The organism is Pandoraea pnomenusa, assembly GCF_000767615.3.
In the GTDB taxonomy this organism is placed as follows: domain Bacteria; phylum Pseudomonadota; class Gammaproteobacteria; order Burkholderiales; family Burkholderiaceae; genus Pandoraea; species Pandoraea pnomenusa.
In genome coordinates this window covers 3,852,219-3,875,074 of sequence record NZ_CP009553.3, presented here as the reverse complement: position 1 = coordinate 3,875,074, position 22,856 = coordinate 3,852,219, and the positions used below count along the sequence as shown (strand labels likewise).

General features: G+C 65.8%; 16 protein-coding genes and 1 pseudogene. 10 read left to right on the top strand and 7 right to left on the bottom strand.

Translation table 11 applies throughout. The features are described 5' to 3' along the window. Positions 1 to 248 precede the first annotated feature (248 nt). From LV28_RS41330 to LV28_RS41315, 4 genes are all read left to right on the top strand, one after another. Positions 249 to 1,238 (top strand): 2-keto-3-deoxygluconate permease, encoded by a 990-nt coding sequence (locus LV28_RS41330; RefSeq protein WP_023597042.1) that lies wholly within the window; start codon positions 249 to 251, stop codon positions 1,236 to 1,238. Continuing rightward, positions 1,235 to 2,515 (top strand): four-carbon acid sugar kinase family protein, encoded by a 1,281-nt coding sequence (locus LV28_RS41325; RefSeq protein ID WP_023873519.1) that lies wholly within the window; start codon positions 1,235 to 1,237, stop codon positions 2,513 to 2,515. The genes LV28_RS41330 and LV28_RS41325 overlap by 4 nt, the downstream gene beginning before the upstream one ends. 132 nt (positions 2,516 to 2,647) lie before the next feature. Further along, entirely contained in the window at positions 2,648 to 3,649 is a 1,002-nt protein-coding gene (gene pdxA, locus LV28_RS41320; RefSeq protein WP_023597040.1) for a 4-hydroxythreonine-4-phosphate dehydrogenase PdxA, read from the top strand. Positions 3,650 to 3,773: 124 nt separating this feature from the next. Then, positions 3,774 to 4,214: a hypothetical protein gene (locus LV28_RS41315; RefSeq protein ID WP_147291617.1), complete on the top strand. Its 441-nt coding sequence runs from the start codon at positions 3,774 to 3,776 to the stop codon at positions 4,212 to 4,214. A gap of 8 nt (positions 4,215 to 4,222) precedes the next feature. On the opposite strand, the gene LV28_RS41310 is transcribed toward LV28_RS41315, so the two are convergent. From LV28_RS41310 to LV28_RS41300, 3 genes are all read right to left on the bottom strand, one after another. Beyond that, positions 4,223 to 4,930, bottom strand: coding sequence for a class II aldolase/adducin family protein (locus tag LV28_RS41310; RefSeq protein WP_062802177.1), 708 nt, complete (start codon positions 4,928 to 4,930; stop codon positions 4,223 to 4,225). Between the two features lie 117 nt (positions 4,931 to 5,047). Beyond that, positions 5,048 to 6,037: a substrate-binding domain-containing protein gene (locus LV28_RS41305; protein WP_038620395.1), complete on the bottom strand. Its 990-nt coding sequence runs from the start codon at positions 6,035 to 6,037 to the stop codon at positions 5,048 to 5,050. A 108-nt stretch (positions 6,038 to 6,145) separates the two neighbouring features. Next, complete coding sequence (locus tag LV28_RS41300) at positions 6,146 to 7,510, bottom strand: MFS transporter (protein WP_023597036.1); 1,365 nt, start codon at positions 7,508 to 7,510, stop codon at positions 6,146 to 6,148. 259 nt (positions 7,511 to 7,769) lie between these two features. On the opposite strand from LV28_RS41300, the gene LV28_RS41295 reads away from it, so the two are divergent. After that, positions 7,770 to 9,086: a citrate synthase gene (locus tag LV28_RS41295; RefSeq protein WP_255315211.1), complete on the top strand. Its 1,317-nt coding sequence runs from the start codon at positions 7,770 to 7,772 to the stop codon at positions 9,084 to 9,086. 28 nt (positions 9,087 to 9,114) lie between these two features. On the opposite strand, the pseudogene LV28_RS41290 reads toward LV28_RS41295, so the two are convergent. Beyond that, positions 9,115 to 9,749: pseudogene (locus LV28_RS41290) on the bottom strand (trimeric intracellular cation channel family protein). Positions 9,750 to 10,112: 363 nt separating this feature from the next. Beyond that, positions 10,113 to 10,253: a hypothetical protein gene (locus LV28_RS48850; RefSeq protein ID WP_155734172.1), complete on the bottom strand. Its 141-nt coding sequence runs from the start codon at positions 10,251 to 10,253 to the stop codon at positions 10,113 to 10,115. 8 nt (positions 10,254 to 10,261) lie between these two features. Between LV28_RS48850 and macA the strand changes: the two genes are divergently transcribed. The 3 genes from macA to LV28_RS41275 all read left to right on the top strand — a co-directional run bounded on the left by macA (position 10,262) and on the right by LV28_RS41275 (position 15,099). Next, entirely contained in the window at positions 10,262 to 11,455 is a 1,194-nt protein-coding gene (gene macA / locus LV28_RS41285; protein WP_023597032.1) for a macrolide transporter subunit MacA, read from the top strand. Positions 11,456 to 11,521: 66 nt separating this feature from the next. After that, positions 11,522 to 13,549 (top strand): MacB family efflux pump subunit, encoded by a 2,028-nt coding sequence (locus tag LV28_RS41280; RefSeq protein ID WP_038620396.1) that lies wholly within the window; start codon positions 11,522 to 11,524, stop codon positions 13,547 to 13,549. A gap of 11 nt (positions 13,550 to 13,560) precedes the next feature. Next, a complete protein-coding gene (locus tag LV28_RS41275; protein ID WP_048806562.1) occupies positions 13,561 to 15,099 on the top strand; it encodes an efflux transporter outer membrane subunit in 1,539 nt (512 codons plus the stop codon). A gap of 97 nt (positions 15,100 to 15,196) precedes the next feature. Here LV28_RS41275 and LV28_RS41270 read toward each other — a convergent pair whose 3' ends face one another. Both LV28_RS41270 and LV28_RS41265 read right to left on the bottom strand, forming a co-directional pair. Then, entirely contained in the window at positions 15,197 to 16,798 is a 1,602-nt protein-coding gene (locus LV28_RS41270) for a sensor histidine kinase (protein WP_080685152.1), read from the bottom strand. Between the two features lie 30 nt (positions 16,799 to 16,828). Beyond that, complete coding sequence (locus tag LV28_RS41265; protein WP_023597028.1) at positions 16,829 to 17,431, bottom strand: response regulator transcription factor; 603 nt, start codon at positions 17,429 to 17,431, stop codon at positions 16,829 to 16,831. A 733-nt stretch (positions 17,432 to 18,164) separates the two neighbouring features. On the opposite strand from LV28_RS41265, the gene LV28_RS41260 reads away from it, so the two are divergent. Together LV28_RS41260 and cyoA are read left to right on the top strand one after the other, a co-directional pair. Then, the gene (locus LV28_RS41260) at positions 18,165 to 21,551 is read left to right on the top strand and encodes an autotransporter outer membrane beta-barrel domain-containing protein (protein ID WP_048806563.1); all 3,387 of its coding nucleotides are present in this window, start codon (positions 18,165 to 18,167) and stop codon (positions 21,549 to 21,551) included. 251 nt (positions 21,552 to 21,802) lie between these two features. Further along, a complete protein-coding gene (gene cyoA, locus LV28_RS41255; protein WP_023873526.1) occupies positions 21,803 to 22,855 on the top strand; it encodes a ubiquinol oxidase subunit II in 1,053 nt (350 codons plus the stop codon). The last annotated feature ends 1 nt before the right edge of the window (position 22,856 follow it).

Below are 22,856 nucleotides of genomic sequence, written 5' to 3'. Positions count from 1 at the left end.
AATCCGTGGCGCAGGCGCGGTTCGTTCGGTATCTCAAAATTGATCGATTCGATCAATCTGAGTGCGTAATCGAGTCATTCCGCGTCAATCCACGTCAATCCGATGGCGCTCATTCCCAGTTTTTGCCGAGGATAAACCCTAAGTCGCAATGTTTGCACATTTTTCCGGCAGCGATTAGACTTCAGTCTGCTTGAATCGATCAAAATAATGATCGATCGGTCAAAATTAATATTCGTCGGGAGACAACAATGGCTCAAATACGTATCAAGCGGGCAATCGAGCGCGTGCCGGGCGGGATGATGATCGTTCCCCTGCTGATCGGTTCGTTGATTGCGACCTTCATGCCGGGCATGCCGAAGTTCTTCGGCTCGTTCACCAATGCGCTGTTCACGGGAGCGCTGCCGATTCTCGCCGTTTTTTACGTGTGCATGGGTGCGAGCATCGACGTGAAGGCCACGCCATACCTCGTGAAGAAGGGTGGGGCATTGTTTGCCGCGAAGGTCGGCGCGGCCATTGTGGTCGGGATCGTACTGGGTCATTTCCTCGGCGAGGCGCCGGTGAGTTCGGGCATGTTTGCCGGCATTTCCACGCTGGCCGTGGTTGCCGCGATGAACGACACCAACGGTGGCCTGTACATGGCGCTCATGGGGCAATATGGCCGCTCGGAGGACGTAGGCGCCTACACCATCATGTCGCTCGAATCGGGGCCGTTCCTCACGATGGTGACGCTCGGCGTTGCGGGGCTGTCCGCATTCCCCTGGCCGACGCTGGTAGGGAGCATCCTGCCGCTGGCCGTGGGCATGATTCTGGGCAACCTCGATCGCGAGATGCGCGACTTCCTCGGTCGCGCGGTGCCGGTGATGATTCCGTTCTTCGCGCTGGCGCTCGGCGCGGGCCTCGATCTGCACAAGGTCTGGCAGGCCGGCCTGCTGGGCATTCTGCTCGGCTTCGCCGTGGTGGTCGTGACGGGCATTCCGCTGTACATCGTCGACCGTCTGACGGGCGGCACCGGCGTTGCCGGTACGGCCGCGGCGAACACGGCGGGCAACGCCGCTGCCGTGCCCGCGCTGATCGCGGCCGCGAACCCGGTGTACGAGGAAGCGGCCAAGAGCGCCACGCTGCTTGTGGCGGCGTGCGTGGTCGTCACGGCCATCGTCTCGCCGATCCTGACGGCTGCCGTTGCCAAGCGGGCGATGGCCCGCAGCGGGGGCACCGCCGCCAAGGGGGCCGTGCAGTGAGCATGCTGATTGTCGCCGACGATTTGTCGGGCGCCGCCGACTGTGCGATCGGCTTCACGAATGCCGGTCGCCGCAGTGTGGTGTCGCTCGACCTCGACGGCTTCGATGCCGCGGCGCAAGTCGTGGCCATCGACACGGACACACGGCGCCTCGCGCCGGCGGTAGCGGCCGCGCGCGCCGTGGCCGCATGGCAGCGGCTCGCGGCACCCGGGCGACGCTTGTACAAGAAAATCGATTCGACGTTGCGCGGCAACTGGGTCGCGGAAGTGGCCGCCCTGCAGCCGCTGGCCGGCATGGCCATCGTCGCCCCTGCCTTCCCGGCCACGGGGCGTGTCGTGCAGGGGGGCGAAGTTTTCGTGCGGGGCGTGCCGCTGGCCGAGACGGATACGTGGTGCCTGGAGCACCGCGGCCGGGAGGCCGGCATCGCACCGATGCTCGGCGCCGCGGGCATGGCGACGCGCACCGTTTCCGTCGAACTGCTGCGCGGCGATCCGGCGACGGTGGCGGCGGCGCTGGACGACACCATTGCGCAGGCGCGCGCTGCCGGCGTGACAGCGCTGATCGTCGATGCACAGACCGACGACGACCTGGCGCGCCTGGCGCGCGCCACGGCGTCGCGTACGGATATCTTCTGGGTCGGCTCGGGCGGTCTCGCCCGCGAGCTGGCCGAAATTCCCGAGTTGTTTGCGGTCCCCCCAGGGGTGCCGCGCACGCAAGACCTCGCGCCGCCGTCGGCGGCCGCGCCGGACACCGGGCGTGCCCGGGTACTGACGCTCGTGGGCAGCCTGTCGGCGGTGTCGGAACACCAATGCGCGCGGCTGAAAAGCGACAATGCCGTCGTCGAATGGATCGTGCCGCCTGTCGTACTGCGCGCCGGGGCGGCGCACCGCGAAGCCGCGGCCTGGGGCGCGCGCATTGGTCGGGCCATCGACGAAGGTACCGACCTGCTGGTGCGCATCGGCCGCGACGACGCGTTCGATCCCGCGGAGGGCGCGCAACTGTCGGCGGCCCTGGCCGAACTGATCGCGCCGCACTTCGCGCGCCTGTCCGGACTGGTCGTCACAGGAGGCGAGACCGCGCGCGCGATGTTGAGCGCGGCCGGCATCGGTGCGCTGGAATTGCTCTGCGAAGTCGAGCCGGGCGTCGCGGTGGGGCGTCCCGCCAATGGGGCGCCGACGCATATCGTCACGAAAGCGGGCGCCTTCGGCGGCGAAGCCGCGCTGCACAGCGCCTATCGGCACCTGCGCGCGCTCGCGGATGACGGCGCGCCCCGATGACCCCGGACGACGCGGACCGGCCCGGGATGATCCAGAATGATCCCGGCATCGCGCGTGCGTCATCGAACAGGACATCGACCCGGACCCGGTGCCGGGCCACACCCCCTTGAAATGGATACCAACGCAAACGCCATGAATCACTATCTGCCTGTCATCGGCATCACCATGGGCGACGCCGCCGGCGTCGGCCCCGAGATCATCGTCAAGAGTCTGTCGCACGAGCACGTTTATCAGCAGTGCCGTCCGGTGGTGATCGGCGACGCGCGCCGTCTGGAGCAGGCCGCCGCCATTGTCGGCAAGCCGATGACCGTGCGCCGGATCGCTTCGGTTGCCGAAGCGACCTTTTCGCCAGGCATGATCGAGTGCATCGACCTCGGCCTGATTCCCGAAGATCTGCCGTTCGGCCAGTTGTCCGCCATCGCGGGCGATGCGGCGTACCAATACATCGCGCGTGCCGCGACGCTGGCCGAGGCCGGCGAGATCGACGCCATCTGCACGGCGCCGTTGAACAAGGAAGCCTTGCACGCCGGCGGTCACAAGTTTCCGGGGCATACGGAGATGCTCGCGCATCTGACCGGCGTTGACGAAGTGTCGATGATGCTCGTGGCGCCGCAACTGCGCGTGATTCACGTGACGACCCACATCGGTATCATCGACGCGATTCGCAAGATCGAACCGGGTCTGGTGCAGCGAACGATCGAGCGGGGGCATGCCACGCTCGTCAAGGCGGGCATCGCCAATCCGCGCATTGCCGTGTGCGGTATCAATCCTCACGCCGGTGAGAACGGCCTGTTCGGCTACGGCGAAGAGGAGGAGAAGATCGTACCGGCGGTGCGGCACCTGCGCGAACGGGGTTGGGACATCGAAGGCCCGCTGCCGGCCGACACTCTGTTCTTTCGCGCCGGTCGTGGCGACTTCGACCTGGTGGTCGCGATGTATCACGATCAGGGCCACGGGCCGGTGAAGGTGCTGGGCCTCGAAGCCGGCGTGAATGTGACCGTGGGCCTGCAAGTGGTGCGTACGTCGGTCGATCACGGGACGGCTTTCGATATCGCGGGCAAGGGCATCGCCGACGAAGGCAGCCTGCTCGAAGCGTTGCGCCAGGGCACCGAACTCGCCACGCGTCGCGGCTGAGGCCGGCGTCGAATCACGCTACACTCTGTCGACATTCAATCAGACTTGCATCGCCGGAGACGAGACGGCGCCCCCGCCGGGGCGACGGTGCGCATCCGGCATGTCGTTCACGGGGATTCGACACATGTCAGCGAAACGCTTGCTGATCGCGTGCATGAGCGCGGTCGGCATTTCGACGGCGGGCGGCGCCTGGGCGCAGTCCTACTTGCAGAGCGGCGATCTCAACAGCATCCGTCAATCCAACCAGCCCGCGTCGGGCGGTTCGTCGGGCACATCCGTCGCACCGCCCGCGGCCCGGCAACCCGCCGCGGGCGGCGTGAGCGCTCAGTTCAATCAAGGCATGGCCCAGGCAGAGCAGCAGGCGTTGCGCCAGCGCGAAGCCGCCGCCGCGGGCGACATGCAGATGCGCAGCCTGACCGACCCGCAACGTGCGCCTCAGGGGCGCTACCCGGGCGCGCCGACGAGCCCGCAGGGCTCGATCTACCTCGACGCACAGGGTCAGACCGCCTGTCGCAAGGACCCGGTCTCGGGGCAGGTGCAATGCGGGGCGAGCCTGGGGCGATGACGGCGCAATCACTCGCCGCGCAACGCCGCGACCTGCCGCTTCCACAGTGTCCAGGGACGCTCGATGACGCCCAGATTCGTCGCATTCGAACGCTTGCCTTCCTCCTCATCCAGATAAGTGACTTCGCCGCCGAGCGCGATGGCTTTCGACTGCATGCCGGCATTGAGTTCTGTGTAGATGGCGCGGTACACCGCGGCGGGCAATGAGGGCGCGGTGGCGACGAAACCGTGCCCGCGCATGAGCGCCACGTCGGCGTCGCCGAGCGACGCCGCCAGCGCCTTGCCCTGTTCGCCGTTGCGCACGAGCATGTCGGTGCAGCCGAAGCAGTGCCGGATGTCGAACACCGGCGCGCCGCTGCCCAGAAAGCCGGCCATGTGGTACACCGGGCGCAACCGCACCGACGACGCGGCAAACGGGATCACCGACGGTGAGTGGCTGTGCACGATCGCCATGACGTCCGGGCGTGCGCGATAGATTTCGCTGTGAATCCACGTTTCCAGGTAACGCTTGCGGGTGTCGCCGTCGACCGGCTGACAATCGAAGTCGAGCGTGAGGATGTCGTCAGGCGACACCAACTCGGGCGCCATCGATTGCGCGATGAGAAAGTGCGAGGCATTGCGTGGATCGCGAACGCTCACGTGGCCGAAGCCGTCGAGCACCTCGTGGTGGGCGAGGATATGATTCGCGGCGGCCAGATCGACGCGCAGTTGCGACATCGAACCCGCGTCATGTTCCGTGACGGCCGGCTGATAGGGGGGGCGAGCTTGCGACATGGTGTTGGCGATTGAAGTGGAAATGCGATGAAACGAGCGGAGGCTCGACGTTGGCGCACGTCAAATCCTGACGTCGGCGCCGAGCTCCGGCGGAAACAGTTCGTCGGCCTGCATCGGCCGATGGCACACCCCCTGCTCGTGGGCGAAGCGCAGGAAGGCGTCCAGCGTCACCTGGTTGGGCGCTATGCCGTACGGCCATGGATCGCCGCCGAACATGGCACGCGCCTGGGCCGCGCGCTGGGGCATCCAGGGCAGCGGGAAATGCGAGCACGTGATGTCCTCGAGACGGGCGATGCTGGCGTCCTTCGCCTGCGTGAACGCCCGAAGGAGATTGCCCGCGATCCACGGATGCGCGGCGAAGCGCTCGCGCCGCATCACGATCAGATGCATGATCGGAAAGATGCCCGAGCGTGCGAAATAGTCGCGCTCGGCGGACTCGACGTCGGAAAACAACCGCACGATCTCGGTTTCGCGACCGGGCGGCGGCGCGGGCGGCCGGGCGCTGAGGATGGCGTCGATCTCGCCGTCGAGCAGCATTCCGGTAAGCGATTTGCCGGGCGCGGGCCGGTAGCGCACGTGGTCCGGCACACGAACGGCGACTTTCTCGCGCCGCCCCGCCTGGTTCACGCCGGCCTGCACCCACTCGATGTCGGCCAGCGCCACGCCCTGATCGTGCGAGAGCCAGCCGCGCGAATAGACCGACGCCGTTTGCGCCCATTCGGGCACGCCGATGCGACGCCCGCGAAGATCGGCGGGCGACGCGATATCGCCACGATCGCGCACATAGAGCGACGACAACCGGAACACGCGCGACGGAAATACCGGCAGGCCGATCAGGCGATCGTCGCCCTGGGAGCGCAGCGAGGCGTACTTCGCGAGCGACATCTCCGAGAGATCCCACTCCTGATAATGCGTGGTGCGATAGAAGATCTCCTCGACCGGCAGCACCGAGGCAATGAGGTCGATGCCTTCGGCCGCGACCCGGCCGGCGAGCAGGTCGCGCACGTGGTCGTAGTCGTTGATGGCGAGCGAGAGGGGCAGCGTGGACATGATGCGATCCCTTGCGCGGGCGTCGGCGCCTTGTCGCGGCGACGCCCGATGTCGTTGGATGCGGCGCGTGGAACGCCGAGCTTGCCGGAGGGAGGCTGGGGGCAGCCCTCAGTGACCGAAGGCGGGGGCCTTGGGCAGGCGCTCGGGGCGCGCCACGAGAAACACCAGCACCGCGGCCGTGACGAGCGCGGCGCCGAGCACGAAGAACATCGTGCCGGCCCCGCCGGTGAGTTGTTGCAGCACGCCCGCGATGGCCGGGCCACACATGGCGCCCACGCGGGCGATACCGAGGTAGAGCCCGACCGCGGTGCTGCGAATCTCCGTGGGATAGCTCACGGCAACCAGGTTGTTGAGCACGGTCTGCGTGCCGATGACGAACATGCCGGCCACGACGATCCCCACGAACGTCACCGAGCCGCCGGAGGCGAGCGCGAGCATGGCAATGGCGGCCGCACCGCACAGCCACGCGAGCGACATTGCCAGTCGGCGGTTGCCGATGCGGTCGGCGAGCACGCCGCAGATCAGACTACCGAACGCCGAGGCGAAGACCAGCAGCGAACCATAGGCGAAGCTCGTCGACAAATTCTCGCCACGCTTGAGCATGATCGTCGGCAGCCAGCCGGACAGTCCGTAGGACGAGAACAACGACAACGCTCCCATGGCCCAGAAGCAGATCGTCTGACGGCGGAAGCCGGCCGAGAACAGCGCGGCCACGGAGCCCGCCTTGATGCCGGCGTCCGGCGAGGTGAACGTCGCCTTTTCGAATTCCGGCGCGCGCGCGGGCCACAGACGCGCGAGTTGCGCGCGTACGGCGTCCTGACGCCCGCGACTGGCGAGAAAAGAGACCGACTCGGGCAACACGAACTGCAAAACGAGCGCGAGCACGACCGACAGGCCGCCGACGAAGTACATGCTTTGCCAGCCGTATTGCGGGATCAGCCAGGCGGCGATGAAGCCCGAGGCCGTGGCACCGCCGATCCATCCACAGGTGAAGAACACGATCGTGAAGACGTTCGCGCTGCGCTTGGGTGCGATCTCGTTGATGTACGTGACGGCCACCGGCATCAACAGCCCCAGCGAAATACCCATCGCGAAACGCAGGCCGATGAACGACATCAGGTCGTGCGCGAAGACGGCGATCGCCAGACTCATCAGGCCCGAGAGCCAGATGCCGGCGAGCAGCACCCGGCGTCGCCCGATCCGGTCGCTGAACGGCCCCGAGACAGCCGAGCCCGCGGCGAAGCCGGCCAGCCCGCACGACAGCAGTACGCCGATCTGACTTGGCGAGAGGTGCCAGAGCGAGGTGACGTCATGCACGATGTAGGCGGCGTTGTAGAGATCGAAGCCGTCGAACAGGAGGATCAGCGCAAGCAGCGTGCCTAGCCGATAGTGAAACGCGCCCAGTGGCGCGGATTGCAGCGTCTCGCGAACGTCGATGCGTTCCGACGGCGTCTGCGCGATGTCATGGGCCATGCCTTGTCTCCGAAGGGGCGACCTGTCGGAGGCCGGCATCGTGGCTCCGCAGTGTCTTTGTCGTGAATTTCGGAGTCGACTTTACTGGGCGGTTTTTTGTTTATCAATATTGATTATTAAAGTCAATATACCTATGGCATCATGTGTCGCGAATTCCGCCGAAAGGCGCAGGATCCGCACGAATCACCGCCCGCTGCAACGCCTGAGGTGCAAGGGGCAGATGAGACCGACGAGACCGACGAGACAGACGAGACAGACGATGACGCAACCGACCGACCTGATGACGCGCGAGGAAGTCCTCAGCATGCTCGCCATCAAGCCCGCCACGCTTTACGCCTACGTGAGCCGGGGCTTGATCCGCGCGAGGCCGCATGAAGACGGGCGCAAGAGCCTGTACCTGCGGCGCGACGTGGAGCGCCTGGCCACGCGCAAACGCGGGCGGGCGCCGACCGGTGCGGTGGCGGAATCGACGATGCGTTTCGGCGACCCGGTGTTGCATTCCGCGATCACGCAGATCACGCCGCACGGCCCCCGCTATCGCAACCGTCTGGCGATCGACCTGGCGGCAGGCGGTGCGTCGTTCGAGTCGGTGGTGCATCTGCTCATGACCGGCATCTGGCAGGACAGCATTGCCGAGTGGCCAATGCAGGACACACCGCCCGACGTTTTGCGCTTTCTCGCGACGTACAACGACGAAGTCGCGAGCGCGGATATCGGCAATCTGCTGGGCATGGTGCCGTTCGCGCTCGCGATGCACGAGCGCGGCGCACGCGAGCTTGCCGACGGCGCCGCCGTCCAGGCCGCGCGCATGATGCTGCATTGCATGGCCGGTTGCGTCGGCTTTCTCGGACCCGGGCGCTGCTTCGCGGCGCGCGGCAACGGGGAGAACATCGCCACGCACATGCTGCGCGCGGCCGGCATCGCGCTCACGCCGATGCGGCTGCGTGCGATGAATGCCGCGCTGGTCGTGCTGGCCGATAACGAACTGGCCCCGGCGACGTTCTCGGCGCGTGTGGCGGCGTCGACCAACGCCGATCTGTTCGGTTGCGTGGCGGCGGCCATCGGCTCGCATATCGGCTTCACGACGGGCACCAGCACCGAGAAGATCGAAACGCTGCTGTTGTGCGAGCCTTACGACGCACTCGACTCGCGGGTCGATCGCGTACGCGAATACGGCGCAAGCCTGTTCGGATTCAACCATCCGCTGTATCCGGGCGGCGACGCACGCGCCGATCTCATGATGCAGTGCGCGGCGGATCTCATGGCGGCAACGGGAAAAGGCGCGATGGACGCCGCATCGCGCGAGAACACCCGCCGGACGCTGGCGTTTCTCGAGCGTATGCGCATCGAGTTGAACGCACATCCCGGTCTTGCGACGGGGCTGGTCACGCTCGCGCGCGCGCTGCAATTGCCCGACGGCGTGTCCACCGCGATGTGGATCGTCGGCCGTTCGGCGGGCTGGGTGGCCCATGTCACGGAGCAGCGCACGCAGGCGTTCATGCTGCGACCGCGAGCGAAGTACGGCTTTGGCGGGCCGGTGTCGGCCGAGGCGTTCGAGACACCGGCGTCGCGCTAGCGCGATGCCGGCCCCGGGCGCCCGGCGGCTAGTGCATCGGTTCGGTCGGCGTTTCGTTCTCGAAGGTCCGGAAACGCCAGCCGAACCAGACCGCCAGCATTCGGATCACGAAGCCTGCCAGGCAGCCGATGGTCGTCGCCACGCCGTTCGGTACCCCCCAGTGCAGCATCGCCACGTACAGCGCACCGGCAATGCACGCCACGCTCGCGTACATCTCGCGTCGCAGCACCAGCGGCACCTGTCCGCAAAGCAGATCGCGCAGCATCCCCCGCCGATACCCGTGAGCACGCCGGCCATCACGACGATGACCGGACTCGTGCTCACCGTCATGCCGATATCGCAACCGAGAATGGTGAACGCGGCCAGTCCGATGGCGTCCACGGTGATGAACGTCATGCGCAGCCGGTGAATGTGACGTGCCACGATGGACGCCAGCGTGGCGGCCCCCAGCGTGAGCAGCAAATACTCCGGATGGGCGATCCAGACGAGCGGATGGCGGCCGAACAGGACGTCGCGGATGGTGCCACCGCCCAGCGCCGTCACCATGCCCACGAAGGCGAGGCCGAAGCGGTCCATGCCGCGCTGCATCCCCATGATCGCGCCCGACATCGCCTCGGTCACGATGGCGATCAGGTACAACGCGTAGAAGATTTCCGTTTTCATAATGTCCCTTCGAATGCCGGGGAAATATATCACCAGCACGATCCGGCCGCGATCGGGCCGCGCCCGCACTGTGATTTGTACAAGTTTCCCGGAGGTGGGGCCGATGAGACACTGCTTGCAATGAAACGACACAGGCACGGGCCATCGGGCTCGCCGTGTCACCACAACGTCAAGGAGTCCACCATGCGCTACGTTCCCGGCTTGTTCCCCAAAGCGATCGCGGGCCTGATCGCCGGTTTCCTGCGCATCAGGCCGCTGTAATGCGTACGCTCTTCCAGCTTCACAGCGGCTTCGTCATCGTCGTCGGCGGGCTTTCTTTGCTGCGGTCGTGCCGCCGGATGGTCTGTAGAGGCGTCAAACGGCTTAAACTCTCATCTTTTTGTGCTCCGAACGGTGCCGGGCGGCGGTGATCGGGCGGGTTCGCCACACCGGCGGATCGGCAGGCCGGTCAGCGGCAGCGCAATGGCGCAGCGTTTTTTTCGACGGGCCTTTTTGATCGTTCATTTCGCTCCATGATCCAGTTCATTCGCCGCCGACGCTACCTCGTCGCCAGCCTCGTTGCCCTCGTCGTGCTCGTGGTGCTGGGGCTGCGCAGTCTCGCGACCCCGAAGCCGCCGCAGTACATCAGTGCCAGGGTCGAGCGCAGCGACCTCGAAAATACCGTGCTGGCAACGGGCACACTGGGCGCCGTGCAGCAGGTCGACGTGGGTGCGCAGGTCACCGGTCAGTTGAAGTCGCTCAAGGTCAAGCTCGGCGACAAGGTCAAGAAGGGACAATGGCTCGCGCAGATTGATCCGGTGCTTGCACAGAACGGCCTGCGTTCGGCCGAGGCGGACGAGCAGAATCTTCAGGCGCAAAAGCGCACCGCGCAGGCGCAGCTTCGCCAGGCCGAGCTCGCCTTCGCGCGCCAGCGCCAGATGCTGCCCGATGAGGCGACGTCGCGTCAGGACTACGAAGCGGCCCAGGCCGCGCTCGACACCCAGCGCGCCACGCTGCTCGGGCTCGACGCGCAGATCCGCAAGGCCCGTGTGCAGATCGAATCGGCGCGGGCCAGTGTCGGCTACACGCGCATCGAGGCCCCCATGGACGGCGAGGTCGTCGCCATCGTCACCCAGGAAGGCCAGACCGTGGTCGCCCAGCAGCAGGCGCCGGTGATCCTGAAACTCGCCGACGTGAGCACCATCACCGTCAAGGCGCAGGTCTCGGAAGCCGACGTGATCCGCATCCAGCCGGGACAAACGGCGTACTTCACGATTCTTGGCGACCCCGACAAGCGCTATTACGGCAAGCTGCGCGCCATCGAGCCCGCACCGCAGAATTACCTCGACACGCAGAGCACGCTGGGCGGCGGCGCCACGCGCAACAATACGGCCGTGTTCTACAACGCGCTGTTCGACGTGCCTAACGACGACCATCGCCTGCGCATCTCCATGACCGCACAGGTCAACGTGCTGCTCGGCACGGCCAGGCAGGCGCTGAACGTGCCGGTGGCGGCGCTCGGCAAACGCGTCGGGCCGAATCGCTACGAAGTGCGCGTGCTCGGCGACGACGGCAAGGCCGTCACGCGCCAGATCGTGACCGGCCTGAACAACAACGTCCGGGTCGAAGTGCGCGAAGGCCTCTCGGCCGGCGAGCGCGTCGTGATCGGCGAGGCGGGCGAGTCCGCGCCTGTCGATACGTCATCCAACGCCGGCCAGGCACAGTAAAGGGAAGGGACGCCGAGCATGTCGAGCACTTCCGCCCCGCCCACCGTCGATTCCGGGTCGGTCCCGATGCTGTCGCTCTCGGGCATTACCCGCCGGTTTCCGGCGGGGGAGCGCGATGTCGTGGTGCTGCACGATGTCAACCTCGCCATCGAGGCCGGCGAGATCGTCGCCATCATGGGGGCGTCCGGTTCGGGCAAGTCCACGCTGATGAACATCCTCGGCTGCCTCGATCATCCGAGCGAGGGCAGCTACCGGGTGGCCGGGCGCGAGACCCGCGATCTCGACGCCAACGCGCTCGCGCAGTTGCGCCGGGAGCATTTCGGATTCATCTTCCAGCGCTATCACCTGCTGCCCCATCTGGACGCCGCGTCGAACGTGGAAATGCCGGCCGTCTACACCGGCGCCGCGCATGCGTCGCGTCGCGTGCGCTCGGAGATGCTGCTCGCCCGCCTTGGACTCGCCGACCGCATGCATCATCGTCCGAGCCAGCTCTCGGGCGGTCAGCAGCAGCGCGTGAGTATCGCGCGCGCGTTGATGAACGGCGGTGAAGTCATTCTCGCCGACGAACCGACAGGCGCGCTCGATTCGCGCAGCGGCAGGGAAGTCATCCGCATTCTGAAGGAGCTCAATGCGCTGGGGCACACGGTCATCATCGTGACCCACGACGAAAACGTCGCCGCGCACGCCCGTCGCATCATCGAGATTCGCGACGGCGAGATCGTGGCCGACCGGGCGAACACGCCCGTGGTCGAGCCACCCGAGGAGATGCCGGGCGACGACGTCGAGCCAGCGCCGGACGATCCGGGCGCGGCGCGCCGGCCCGACCCGGCGGCGCCGCAGGCCGGTCACACCGGCGCCCCGGACCCGGTGGCCGCGCCGCGTCGCTGGGCCGGCGGCATCGACCGGTTCGCCGAGGCGTTCCGCATGGCGTGGATCGCGCTGGTCTCGCATCGTCTGCGCACGTTCCTGACGATGCTGGGGATCATCATCGGCATCACGTCGGTGGTCTCGATCGTGGCCATCGGCGAGGGCGCCAAACGCTACATGCTGGCCGAGATCGGGAGCATCGGCACGAACACGATCAACATCTATCCCGGCAAGGACTGGGGAGACAACCGCGCCACGACGATCCAGACGCTGGTGCCCGAGGACGTGCTGGCCCTGTCCGAGCAGGTCTATGTCGACAGCGCCACACCGGAGACGGCGCGCAGCCTGCTGCTGCGCTATCGCAACATCGACGCGAGCGCGATGGTGACCGGCGTGGGCGAGCACTACTTCCAGGTGCGCGGGCTGAACATCGCACAGGGCATTGCGTTCGGTGCCGACGAAGTGCGGCGTCAGGCGCAGGTCGCCGTGATCGATCAGAACACGCGTCGCAAGCTCTTCGGCGCGAATCCGAATCCGCTGGGCGAAGTGATCTTCGTGGGCAACCTGCCTTGCGTGGTGATCGGCGTGACCGCCGAGAAGAAGAGCGCGTTCGGGGACATGAAGAGCCTGAACATCTGGGTGCCGTACACCACCGCCGCGGGGCGCCTGTTTGGCCAGCGCAACGTCGACAGCATTACCGTGCGGGTACGTGACGGCCAGCCGAGCAAGGCCGCCGAAAAGAGCCTCGAGACACTCATGACGCAGCGCCACGGGCGCAAGGACTTCTTCACCTACAACATGGACAGCATCGTGAAGACGGTCGAGAAGACGAGCCAGTCGCTCACGCTGCTGCTCTCGCTGATCGCCGTGATTTCACTGGTGGTGGGCGGGATCGGTGTGATGAACATCATGATCGTGTCGGTGACCGAACGCACGCGGGAAATCGGCATTCGCATGGCCGTCGGCGCGCGTCAGAGCGACATCATGCAGCAGTTCCTGGTCGAGGCGGTGATGGTATGCCTGATGGGCGGTGCGATCGGCATTGCACTGTCGTTCGGCGCGAGCTTCGTCTTCGCGCTGTTCGTCGCGAAATGGAAGATGGTGTTCTCGATGGGCTCGATCGTCACGGCGTTTCTGTGCTCGACGCTCATCGGGGTGGTATTCGGTTTCATGCCGGCGCGCAATGCCGCACGGCTGGACCCGGTGGAAGCGCTGGCACGCGATTGAGGTACGGCCAAATGATCCGAACGACTCCCAAGAATGCCGCAAGGCGCCTCGAGAAGCCGGCGCGCACGTGGCTCGCGCTCGCCAGCGCCGCGGTGCTGCTTGCCGGCTGCGCCGGCGTGCGCCACGATCCGCTGCCGGCAGTGCCGGTGCCCGCGCAGTGGGCCGGGGCGCCCGTTGCCTCGATGAACCCGCCGGCCATGCCCGGGCCGAACGCCGGCGTGGCCGCCTCGCGCGTGTCGATGGCATCGAACGCATCGAACCCGGTGGACCCGGTGGACCCCGTTGACCCGTTGGCTGCCGCGATCGCGCCCGAATTCTGGCGCGCGTTCGGCGACCCCGTACTCGACCGCCTGATCGCCGAGGTGCTGGCCGTCAACACCGATCTCGCAGCGGCCGGCATTCGCGCGTACCGAGCGCAGTTGCAGTCGGGGCTGGCCGACACGAATCTCACGCCGTCGGTCAGCGTGAACGGCAAGGGCGGAGTGTCGCGCACGCTCGACACCCAAACCATGGCGCGAAGCAGCAGCCTGAACGCCACGGCGCAGTACGAGGTCGACCTGTGGGGCAAGCTCGCCGCCCAGCGCGACGCCGCCCGCTGGGAATACGAGGCCACACAGGCCGATCGCGAAGCGGCGCGCCTGTCCATCATCAGCCAGACGGCCCAGTACTACTGGACCCTCGGCTATTTGAACCAGATCATCGCGTACTCGCAGAGCAACATTGCCTATGCCGAGCGCGTGGTGGCACTGGCGCGTTCGCGATACGCCGCCGGCGCGGTCTCGGCGCTCGACGTGGCACAGGCCGAACAGTCGCTGGCCGACCAGCGGGCGACGCTCACGCAGCAATTGCAGCAGCGCACCGAGAACCGCAATGCGCTGGCGATCCTGTTCGACCGCGCGCCCGAGCAGATGGCGGCCGAGCCGTCGACGCTGCCGACGCAGGCGTTGCCTGACGTGCCGGCCGGTCTGCCTGCCGAGCTGCTCGGACGGCGCCCCGACCTGCGCGCGGCGGAGTGGCGTCTGCGCGAATCGCTGGCCAATGTCGACGTCACGCGCACCGGCTTTTACCCGACGTTCTCCCTCACGGGCTCGCTCGGCACCACGAGCAGCACGCTCGAGCGCGTGCTGAGCAACCCGATCGCGGCCCTGGGTGCAGGACTGACCTTGCCGTTCATTCAGTGGAACACCATGCAGTTGCAGATCAAGGTGTCGCAAACGCAATACGAGGAAAACGTGGTGAACTTCCGCAAGAGCCTGTACACGGCGCTGAGCGAGGTCGAGAATGCGCTCTCCGCGCGCGACCAGCTGACCAGGGAAAGCGAGCAGCGTGTCCTGTCGCTGGCGCAGGCACAGCGCGCCGAGTCGCTACTGCGCTCGCGCTACCTCGCTGGTGCGATCGACATACAGCCTTGGCTGCAGCAGCAAAAGTCGCTGCGCGATTCGCAAGCGGCCGAAGCCCAGGTCCGCCTGAATCGTCTCAACAACCGAATGGCGCTTTACAAGGCGCTCGGCGGCGCGGGCAATTCGGTCGACGCCAACTCACCGGCGTGACCCGATGGCGAAAAACGGCGAAATGACGCGAAACGACGCGAAATGCGAAAAGGCCGGCGATGCCGGCCTTTTTCGTTGGTGATGTCCAGCGCGAATCTCAGGCCGCGGCTTCGTCGGATCCGGACGTCTGCGAGCCTTGCGGCGACTTGGGCAGCGTCACGGTGAACGTGGTGCCCACGCCGACCTGGCTGGCGACGTCGATGGTGCCCTTGTGGAATTCGATGGCCGCATAGACCACGGCGAGCCCCACGCCCGAGCCGTCTTCGAGCACCGCGTTGCTGCGTGAGCGGAACGACATCTGGAAGATTTCCTTGAGTTCGTCTTCCGGAATGCCGGTGCCGTTGTCGCGCAGCACCACACGCAATGCCTCGCCCGCATCGCTCACCCCGATGTCGATGGCCGGCGGCGCCATCGTGTACTTCGTGGCGTTGCTCACCAGATTGATGAACGCATGGAACAGCACGTTGCTGTCGCCGATCATGCGGCTGTCCAGCTCCGGCGCGGCCTGCACCGTGATGCTGGCGTTCGGGAACATGTCGGTGCCAACGCCGCGCACGTCCTCGAGCAGGGCCACGAGCGAGAGCTCCGCGCGCTTGCCGAACTTCGGGTCTTCGAGCGAGGCGCTTTGCGCGGCGTCGAGCCAGTTCTGGATCAGATGGTTGAGCTTGGCGACGGCCTCGCGAATCTTCGTATAGCGCGGCCGCGAATCGGTCTCTTCGTTGCGCGGATTCAACAGCCGCTGCGCGTGTCCGTCGATCACGCTGAGCAACGTGCGGAATTCGTGCGTGGCCATGGACCGGAACGTTTTCTGGAAGTTGTTGAGCCGTTCCTCGTTGGCCAGGGCGCGCTGCAGGATGGTGTTCTTCGCCGTGGCGAGCTTCTGGTTGCGAACGAGCGACGACGTGCTTTCCTGGAATTTGGCCAGCGAGCGCGACAGCGTGCCGATTTCGTCCCCACGTTGCAACCACGGCAGACGCAACCTGGCCTTGCCGGTCACGGCGTTGCCCGACATGCGGATCAGGCGGGTAAGCGGCCTGAGAATGACGGCGTCGACGTAAATCAGGCACAGCAGCGTGACGACGATCATGGCGGCGATCAGCGCGTCGATTTGCAGCAGGCGATGGCGGGCGGCCGCGTTCTTCGCCTCGACGTCCTTGATCAGCGCTTCCGTGCTGCGAAACACCAGCGCGCCGAACGTGCTGTTCGCCTGCGTGTATTTATTGTTCGACTCGCCGCGATAGAGCTTTGCGGCGTCCACCAGCTTGCCGGCCTGCGCCAACTGGAATACCTGGTTCGACGCGCGGCGGTACTGTGCCCACTGTGACTGAAACTTGCCGAAGGCGAGGCGGAATTCGTCGTGCACGAGCACCTTCTGGTAGCGCTGCGACGCGGCCTGGATCTTGACGTCGAACTCGTTGGCGGCGGCCCGGATGTCGGCGAGCGCCTTGGGCGGCATCGGGGCGAGCGCTTCGGATTCGACGGTGCGGAAGTCGGAGATGTAGTCGTTGAGTTCCTCGAGCACGCTCAGATGCTCGATCTGCGTGCGCTCGGCGGCAATCGCGCGCTGCTGCGCGGCGTCGACTTCTCGATGCACGATCACGCCCACGGCGATCATGGCCGCGAGGCACAGGGCGAGCAGGAGGTACATGCGCCCCCGGATCGGGAGCGGCTTGCGGGGGGAAGACGAGGCTTTAGCCATGCGAAAACGTTCCGGCGCGATGGCGCGCGATCAAAGCTGAATGATATTGAGCAGGGCGGCCCGCACCACGGCTTCGGTGCGCGTGGCGACGTTGAGCTTTTCGCGGGCGTTGTCGATGTGGAAATCCACCGTGCGCTTGCCGAGATCCAGAATGATGGAGATCTCGGCCGAGGTCTTGCCGCGCGCCGACCATTGCAGCACCTCGACTTCGCGTTTGGTCAGGCCGAACGGCAGGGGCGCGCCGTCTTCCGGCTCGTCGTGGTCCGTGTATTTGCGGATGACGGTGTCGAGCACGTCGAAATCGACCGGCTTGAGCATGTACTCGTCAGCGCCGGTGCTGTGCCCGCGCATGATCGACGCCTTGTCGGCGTTGCCCGTGAGGAAGATGAACGGAATCTTGCGCTCGCCCTGGATGATGCCGCGCGCGCTTTCCAGGAACTCGAAGCCGGTCATGCCCGGCACGTTCACATCGCACAGGATCACGTCGGGCATGAACGACGCGAGCGTTGCCAGGGCGCTCGAGAAGTCGTGCGCCACCTTGACGGTATAGCCCCGATCGGTCAGATCTTCCCGGATCAGGTCGGCTGAGTCGTGGTCGTCTTCAATACAGAAAACTTTGGTGGGAGATGACATCCCGCTGGCCCCGGTTTTTTATGTGGAATGGTGAAATCGTACTAAAAAATCACCGGACGGCGAAATTTCCGTCGTCCGTGCCCGCGAGGCCGGCACGACAGGCGGTGCCGCGAAGGGGGCGGCACAAGGAAAAAAGGACCGCGCAGGCGGTCCCTTCCGAAGGCTTTTCGCCGTCCACCGGCGATGCGCCGTCGCCGACGTTCCGGCAAGCGCGTCAGAAGCCGAAGACGTGCCCAACGTGGACGGCGCATTGCATCCCGGCTTCCACGCACACGTCGTTGCCGAGCAGGCTGTCGATGAGGTCGATGAGATGGGTCATGGAGGTTCTCCGTGGGTCGTTGGGCTTGGGGGGCAGGGGTCAGCCGAAGATCGGGGCGATAACGCCGACGAGGCCGAGGACCGAGGCGAAGCCGTAAGCGATGAGTGCGGGCATGGTGTTTCTCCTTGTGTCGATGCGTCGTGGTTTCGGTTTCCGGCTGCCGCGGTGTCGTGCCAGCCGTTGAGTGAAGTATCGTCGTCGCCCCCGAGTGGCGAAACTGTGATTAATACAAGACGGGACGAAAGTGCCCGGATCGAGACCTCCGGCGAAGAAAAAGTCCTTATTCCACGGTGGGTTACGGGCGATTTTCGAAAAACCCCGTATTAATCGCAGTGACGTCCGAGGGACCGCTCCGTACCATTCGCTTCGCATTACAAAGCCTTACGGAAGCCATAAATGGATACGGAGTACTGAATGAGCACCATTCGTATGACGAGCGTTGCGTTCGCGGCGCTCTGCACGATGATGTCGTCAGCGATGGCGGTAACGTCGATCGACATCAACGACCGATACGGCACGCCGTTCATACAGGCGCGGCTGTTCTCGCCGACGGACGACCCCTACACCTTCGGCAACGACGGCGTGACGCCCGTGAGATCGACGGGCACGCTTTCGCCGCTGCAGACCGACCAGGTGCGAGCCGCGCTGGACTATTGGGCGGAGATCATCAGGGTGGCGCCTGGGCGCTCGCCGGCGATCATCAATGTCGGCATGAGCACCGACGGGGGAGCGCACGCGCAAAGTCCGTATGTGTACGAAGCGACGGATCCGCGCGCGGTCGGCAACCAGAACCCGACGCTCGTGCAGGCGGCGTTGCAGAACAGCAATCTGGGCGGCCCGACCTACTTCGGGGCACATGGCGAGATTACGCTGGGCAAGATGGACTTCTCGACGGCACCGTACGCCGCTTCGCAAATTCCATTGACCGAGAAGGCCGACATGACGGCCGTCATGGCACACGAAGTCGCCCACGCGCTGGGTGTCGGGACCAACATGTTCGTCGGGACTTACACGGCGAACGGCTTGCCTTACGCCCAGTTCGCCACCGTGCTCGACGACTGGTCCGCGCATCTGTACGACGACAATGGGAATCCTGCCCGGCCAGGCCAGGTGATCATCTCGCCGGCAAACGCGAGCATGTACGACCCGTCCGTGTTCGACATTCGCAAGGACAACGGCTATTTCACCGGCGACCATGTGCAGGAGGTCCTCGCGGGGGCCATGAACGGACATATCCCGGTGAAGGCGATGTTCGAGCAGACCACCTACGACTCGCCGATTCTCTCGCATATCGAGCTCAAGAACAGCCTGATGAGCCACCAGACGTACCGCAATTACACGGGGTTCATGGAGGCGGAGCTGGCGATGCTGCAAGACATCGGCTACAACATCGACCGGCGCAATTTCTTCGGGCGATCGATCTACAACGATGGCCTGAGCGTTGTGAACGACAACCCGTTCTTCGGCCGCAACGCGGACGGCACGGACTACATACCGAACACGTACAACACCGCGACGCAAGGCCTGGGGCTGCACATCTACGGCAGCGGCAATACCGTGTCGCAACGCGCCGACCTGCTCACGATCGGCGCGGGCGGCGCGGGCATTCGCGTGGACGGCGTGGGCAACAACGTGACCGTGCTCCCCGGTACGCGCATCTACGCGGACGGCAGCAATGGCCGTGGCGTGATGTTCACGTATGGCAAGAATCATACCTTCGTGCAGCGCGGCGACGTTCAGGCGCTGGGCGCGAACGGTATCGCCGCGAGCTTCGATTTCGGACACAACGCGCTCGGCGATTACGGCGACGATGGCTACAGCGGCGACTATCGCGGCTCGTACATCTTCGTGAAGTACGACTCGCAACGACAACCTCTGGCGCTGCTCGACGAGCTCGACGGCCCCCTTGTCGCGCGCGCCGATATTACCGGCCGCCTCGCGGGGAGCTATGCGTCGCTGTATATGTCGGAGAACGGCTATGTCGGGCAGATCAACATCATGCGCGGCGCAGCGCTCTACGGCGACATCATCTCGAAGTACGCCCAGCGTGACGCCAGTGGCGCGTTGCGCCTGACGCGACTGAGCTTCGGTCTGACCCCCGATGCGAACGGTGTCGCAACGGCACAGGCCGACCCCACGTTCAACCTGCGCTACGACGGCAATATCGTCGGCGGCAACCTGTCGCTCGCCCTGATCGGCGGCACGACGCAGATCAATGGCGATCATACGGTGCACGACGTTGCCGTCTCCAGCGGCGCCACGCTGACCGGTAACAGCCGTTACACGCTCGATCCCACGGCCGGCTTCGTCAACGCGGGCACCGTCGCGCCGCTGCTCACGGGCGGCTTCATCAGCATCGCGGGCGACTACACGCAAACGAGCACCGGCCGCCTCGTGTCCTCGCTGTCGGGAGACGGCACGTTCAGCAAGCTGATCGTGTCGGGCACTGCGACGCTGGACGGCACGCTCGCGATTGCGCCGCAGCGCAGCTGGTACGCGAACGGTTTCACCGTCACCTCGAACCAGTGGCTGGGCGCGTCGAGCGTCAACGGCGCTTTCGCCAGCGTCACCACGCTGCTGTCGTCGCCGACGCTGCTTGCCACCGCGTCGTCGCTGGGCAACAACACCTACCGTGTCCAGCTCGCGCGGGCCGCGAATGCCTACTCCCAATATGGCGCGGACGGCAACAGCCGTCGGGTAGGCGCGGCACTGGACCAGATCGCGGGCAGCGTGGGGGCCGACTTGCAACCGCTCGTCACGGCGCTCGACTTCTCGGCGGCGAATGGCAGCGATATCGCCAGGGCATTGCCGCAACTCACACCGGCGGCCTACGGTGCGATGTTCACCGGCGCATTGCTGCGCGAGCGCCAGATCACCGACATGGTGGCTGCCGCTGTCGGCGCGGACGGTGCCAAGGGCGCAGGCGAGGGCGCGCTCACGGGCAACTGGCGTGGATTCGCCATGCCGTTCGGCAGCGGCTACTGGCGCGGTCGCGACGGCGACATGGCCGGGGCCAGCGGCAATACCTACGGCGTGGTGTTCGGCGCCGAACGGGTGGCGGGCGAGGGGCGCGACTGGACGTTTGGCGTGCACGGCGCGATCAGCGGCCAGTCGACCCGGCTGGACGGCCAGACGCCCGGCTCGGGCAAGACCACGGCGTTCGATGTCGGTGTGCAAGCGCGCTTCGCGCCGGACCCGAACGCGGGCCCGCATGCGTTCGCGTTGGCACGCGTGGGGGTCGAGGACGGCCGTATGGATCGCTCCATCGCGGTGAACGGCTATAGCGCGTCGCCGCGCGGCACGTGGACCGGTGCCACCGCGTCGGCGACGGTCGGCGGCGGATGGCGCTGGCAGCTTGGCAGCACGGTGAGTGCCGGTCCCCTGGCGGCGCTCGATTACACCGCGCTGTATCGCCCGAGCCTGACCGAAGACAATGCCGACGGCGCGCGCCTGCATCTCGACGGCAAGACGTTCAACTCGCTGCGCACTCGTCTGGGCGGTGAATTGCGCTTCGATCTGCCGATGATCTCCGGCAATGCGCTCACGGCCAACCTGCAAGCGACCTGGAACCACGAACTGACGGGAGGCGCTGTAACGCAAAGTGCCAGCTTTGCCGGTTATCCGGGGGCATCGTTCACGACGCGCAGCGAAGTCGTAGGTCGTGACAGCCTCGGCTTGCAGGCCGGTGTGTCGTATCGCATGGCCAAGCGCATCGTGTTCGGCGCCGCGGTGTCGAGCAACTTCTACAAGGCCGGCAACGCGGATGTTGCCGGATCGGTGTCGGCGACCTGGCGCTTCTGATGTCGGCAGGCCACAGGCGAGCGCACGCCTGACCGGTCATTGCGTGTAAAACGCCCGAGGGACGAGATACCTCGGGCGTTTTTTTGTTTCCGTCGCCGCCGTGCAGACGATGAGAAGCGCGGGAAGCACCGGTTCGCGAGTGCGTCATTATGTCGCGATGTATGGAATATGTGTATGCGTAGCATTCGAAACGCAAATTCCTTATACATACATCGAGGCTGTAAATGTCCATGCATAACGTCTTCCCGCCGATGCGGCGCAGGGCGGACACATCGCGCGGCACGCGTTGGCACACGTTGTGCGTCCGCGCCGCGGCGCTGATGGCAACAGTGCCCATGAGCGGTTGCACGCTCGAACTGCTCGACCCGAAGGGCAGCGTTGGCGAGCAGGAGAAGCATCTGATCCTGATTGCAATGGGCGTCATGCTGCTCGTGGTGATCCCGGTGATCGTGCTCACGCTGGTGTTCTTCTGGCGATACCGCGAGACGAACACGGCTGCCACGTATTCGCCGCGCTGGGCGCATTCGACAAAGATCGAAGTGGTCGTATGGACCATTCCCGTGATCATCGTCGTGTCGCTCGCCGTCATGATCTGGGAGACGACCCACAAGCTCGACCCCTATCGTCCCATCGAGCCGGTGGCCTCGGGCACGCCACCGGTGCGCGTCGAAGTCGTGGCGCTGAACTGGAAGTGGCTGTTCATCTACCCGGACTATCGCGTGGCCACCGTCAACAGGCTGGTGCTGCCGGTCGATACGCCCGTCGAATTCAAGCTCACGGCCGAGTCGCTGATGAACGCATTCTTCATTCCGCAACTGGGCAGCATGGTCTACGCCATGTCGGGCATGCAGACGAAGCTGCACCTGATCGCCAACGAGACCGGCACCTATGCAGGCATGTCGTCGGCATACAGCGGGCCGGGGTTCTCCGACATGCACTTCAAGGCGCATGTGACGTCGCGCGCCGATTTCGATCGCTGGGTGAAAGCGGCGCAGGCCGTGCCCGACACACTCGACGCACCGGCCTACGTGACGCTCGAACAACCGGGCACCGGCGCGCCGGTGGCTGTCTATGCCAACGTCATGCCGGGCTTGTTCGACGCGATCGTGGGCAAGTACATGGGACCGATGGAAGGGGGCTCGCAGGGCATGCGGGTGTCGGGTAATGCCATCGACGACATCATCGCCGCCGCGAATTGCCGCGCGGACGGCCAACTGGACCGCCGCGCCTTGCTCGCGCAGCGTGCCGAGCGCGCGGCAGGCACCCCGTCGGTGCCTGCCGAACCGCGTGCGCTCACGGAGTAAT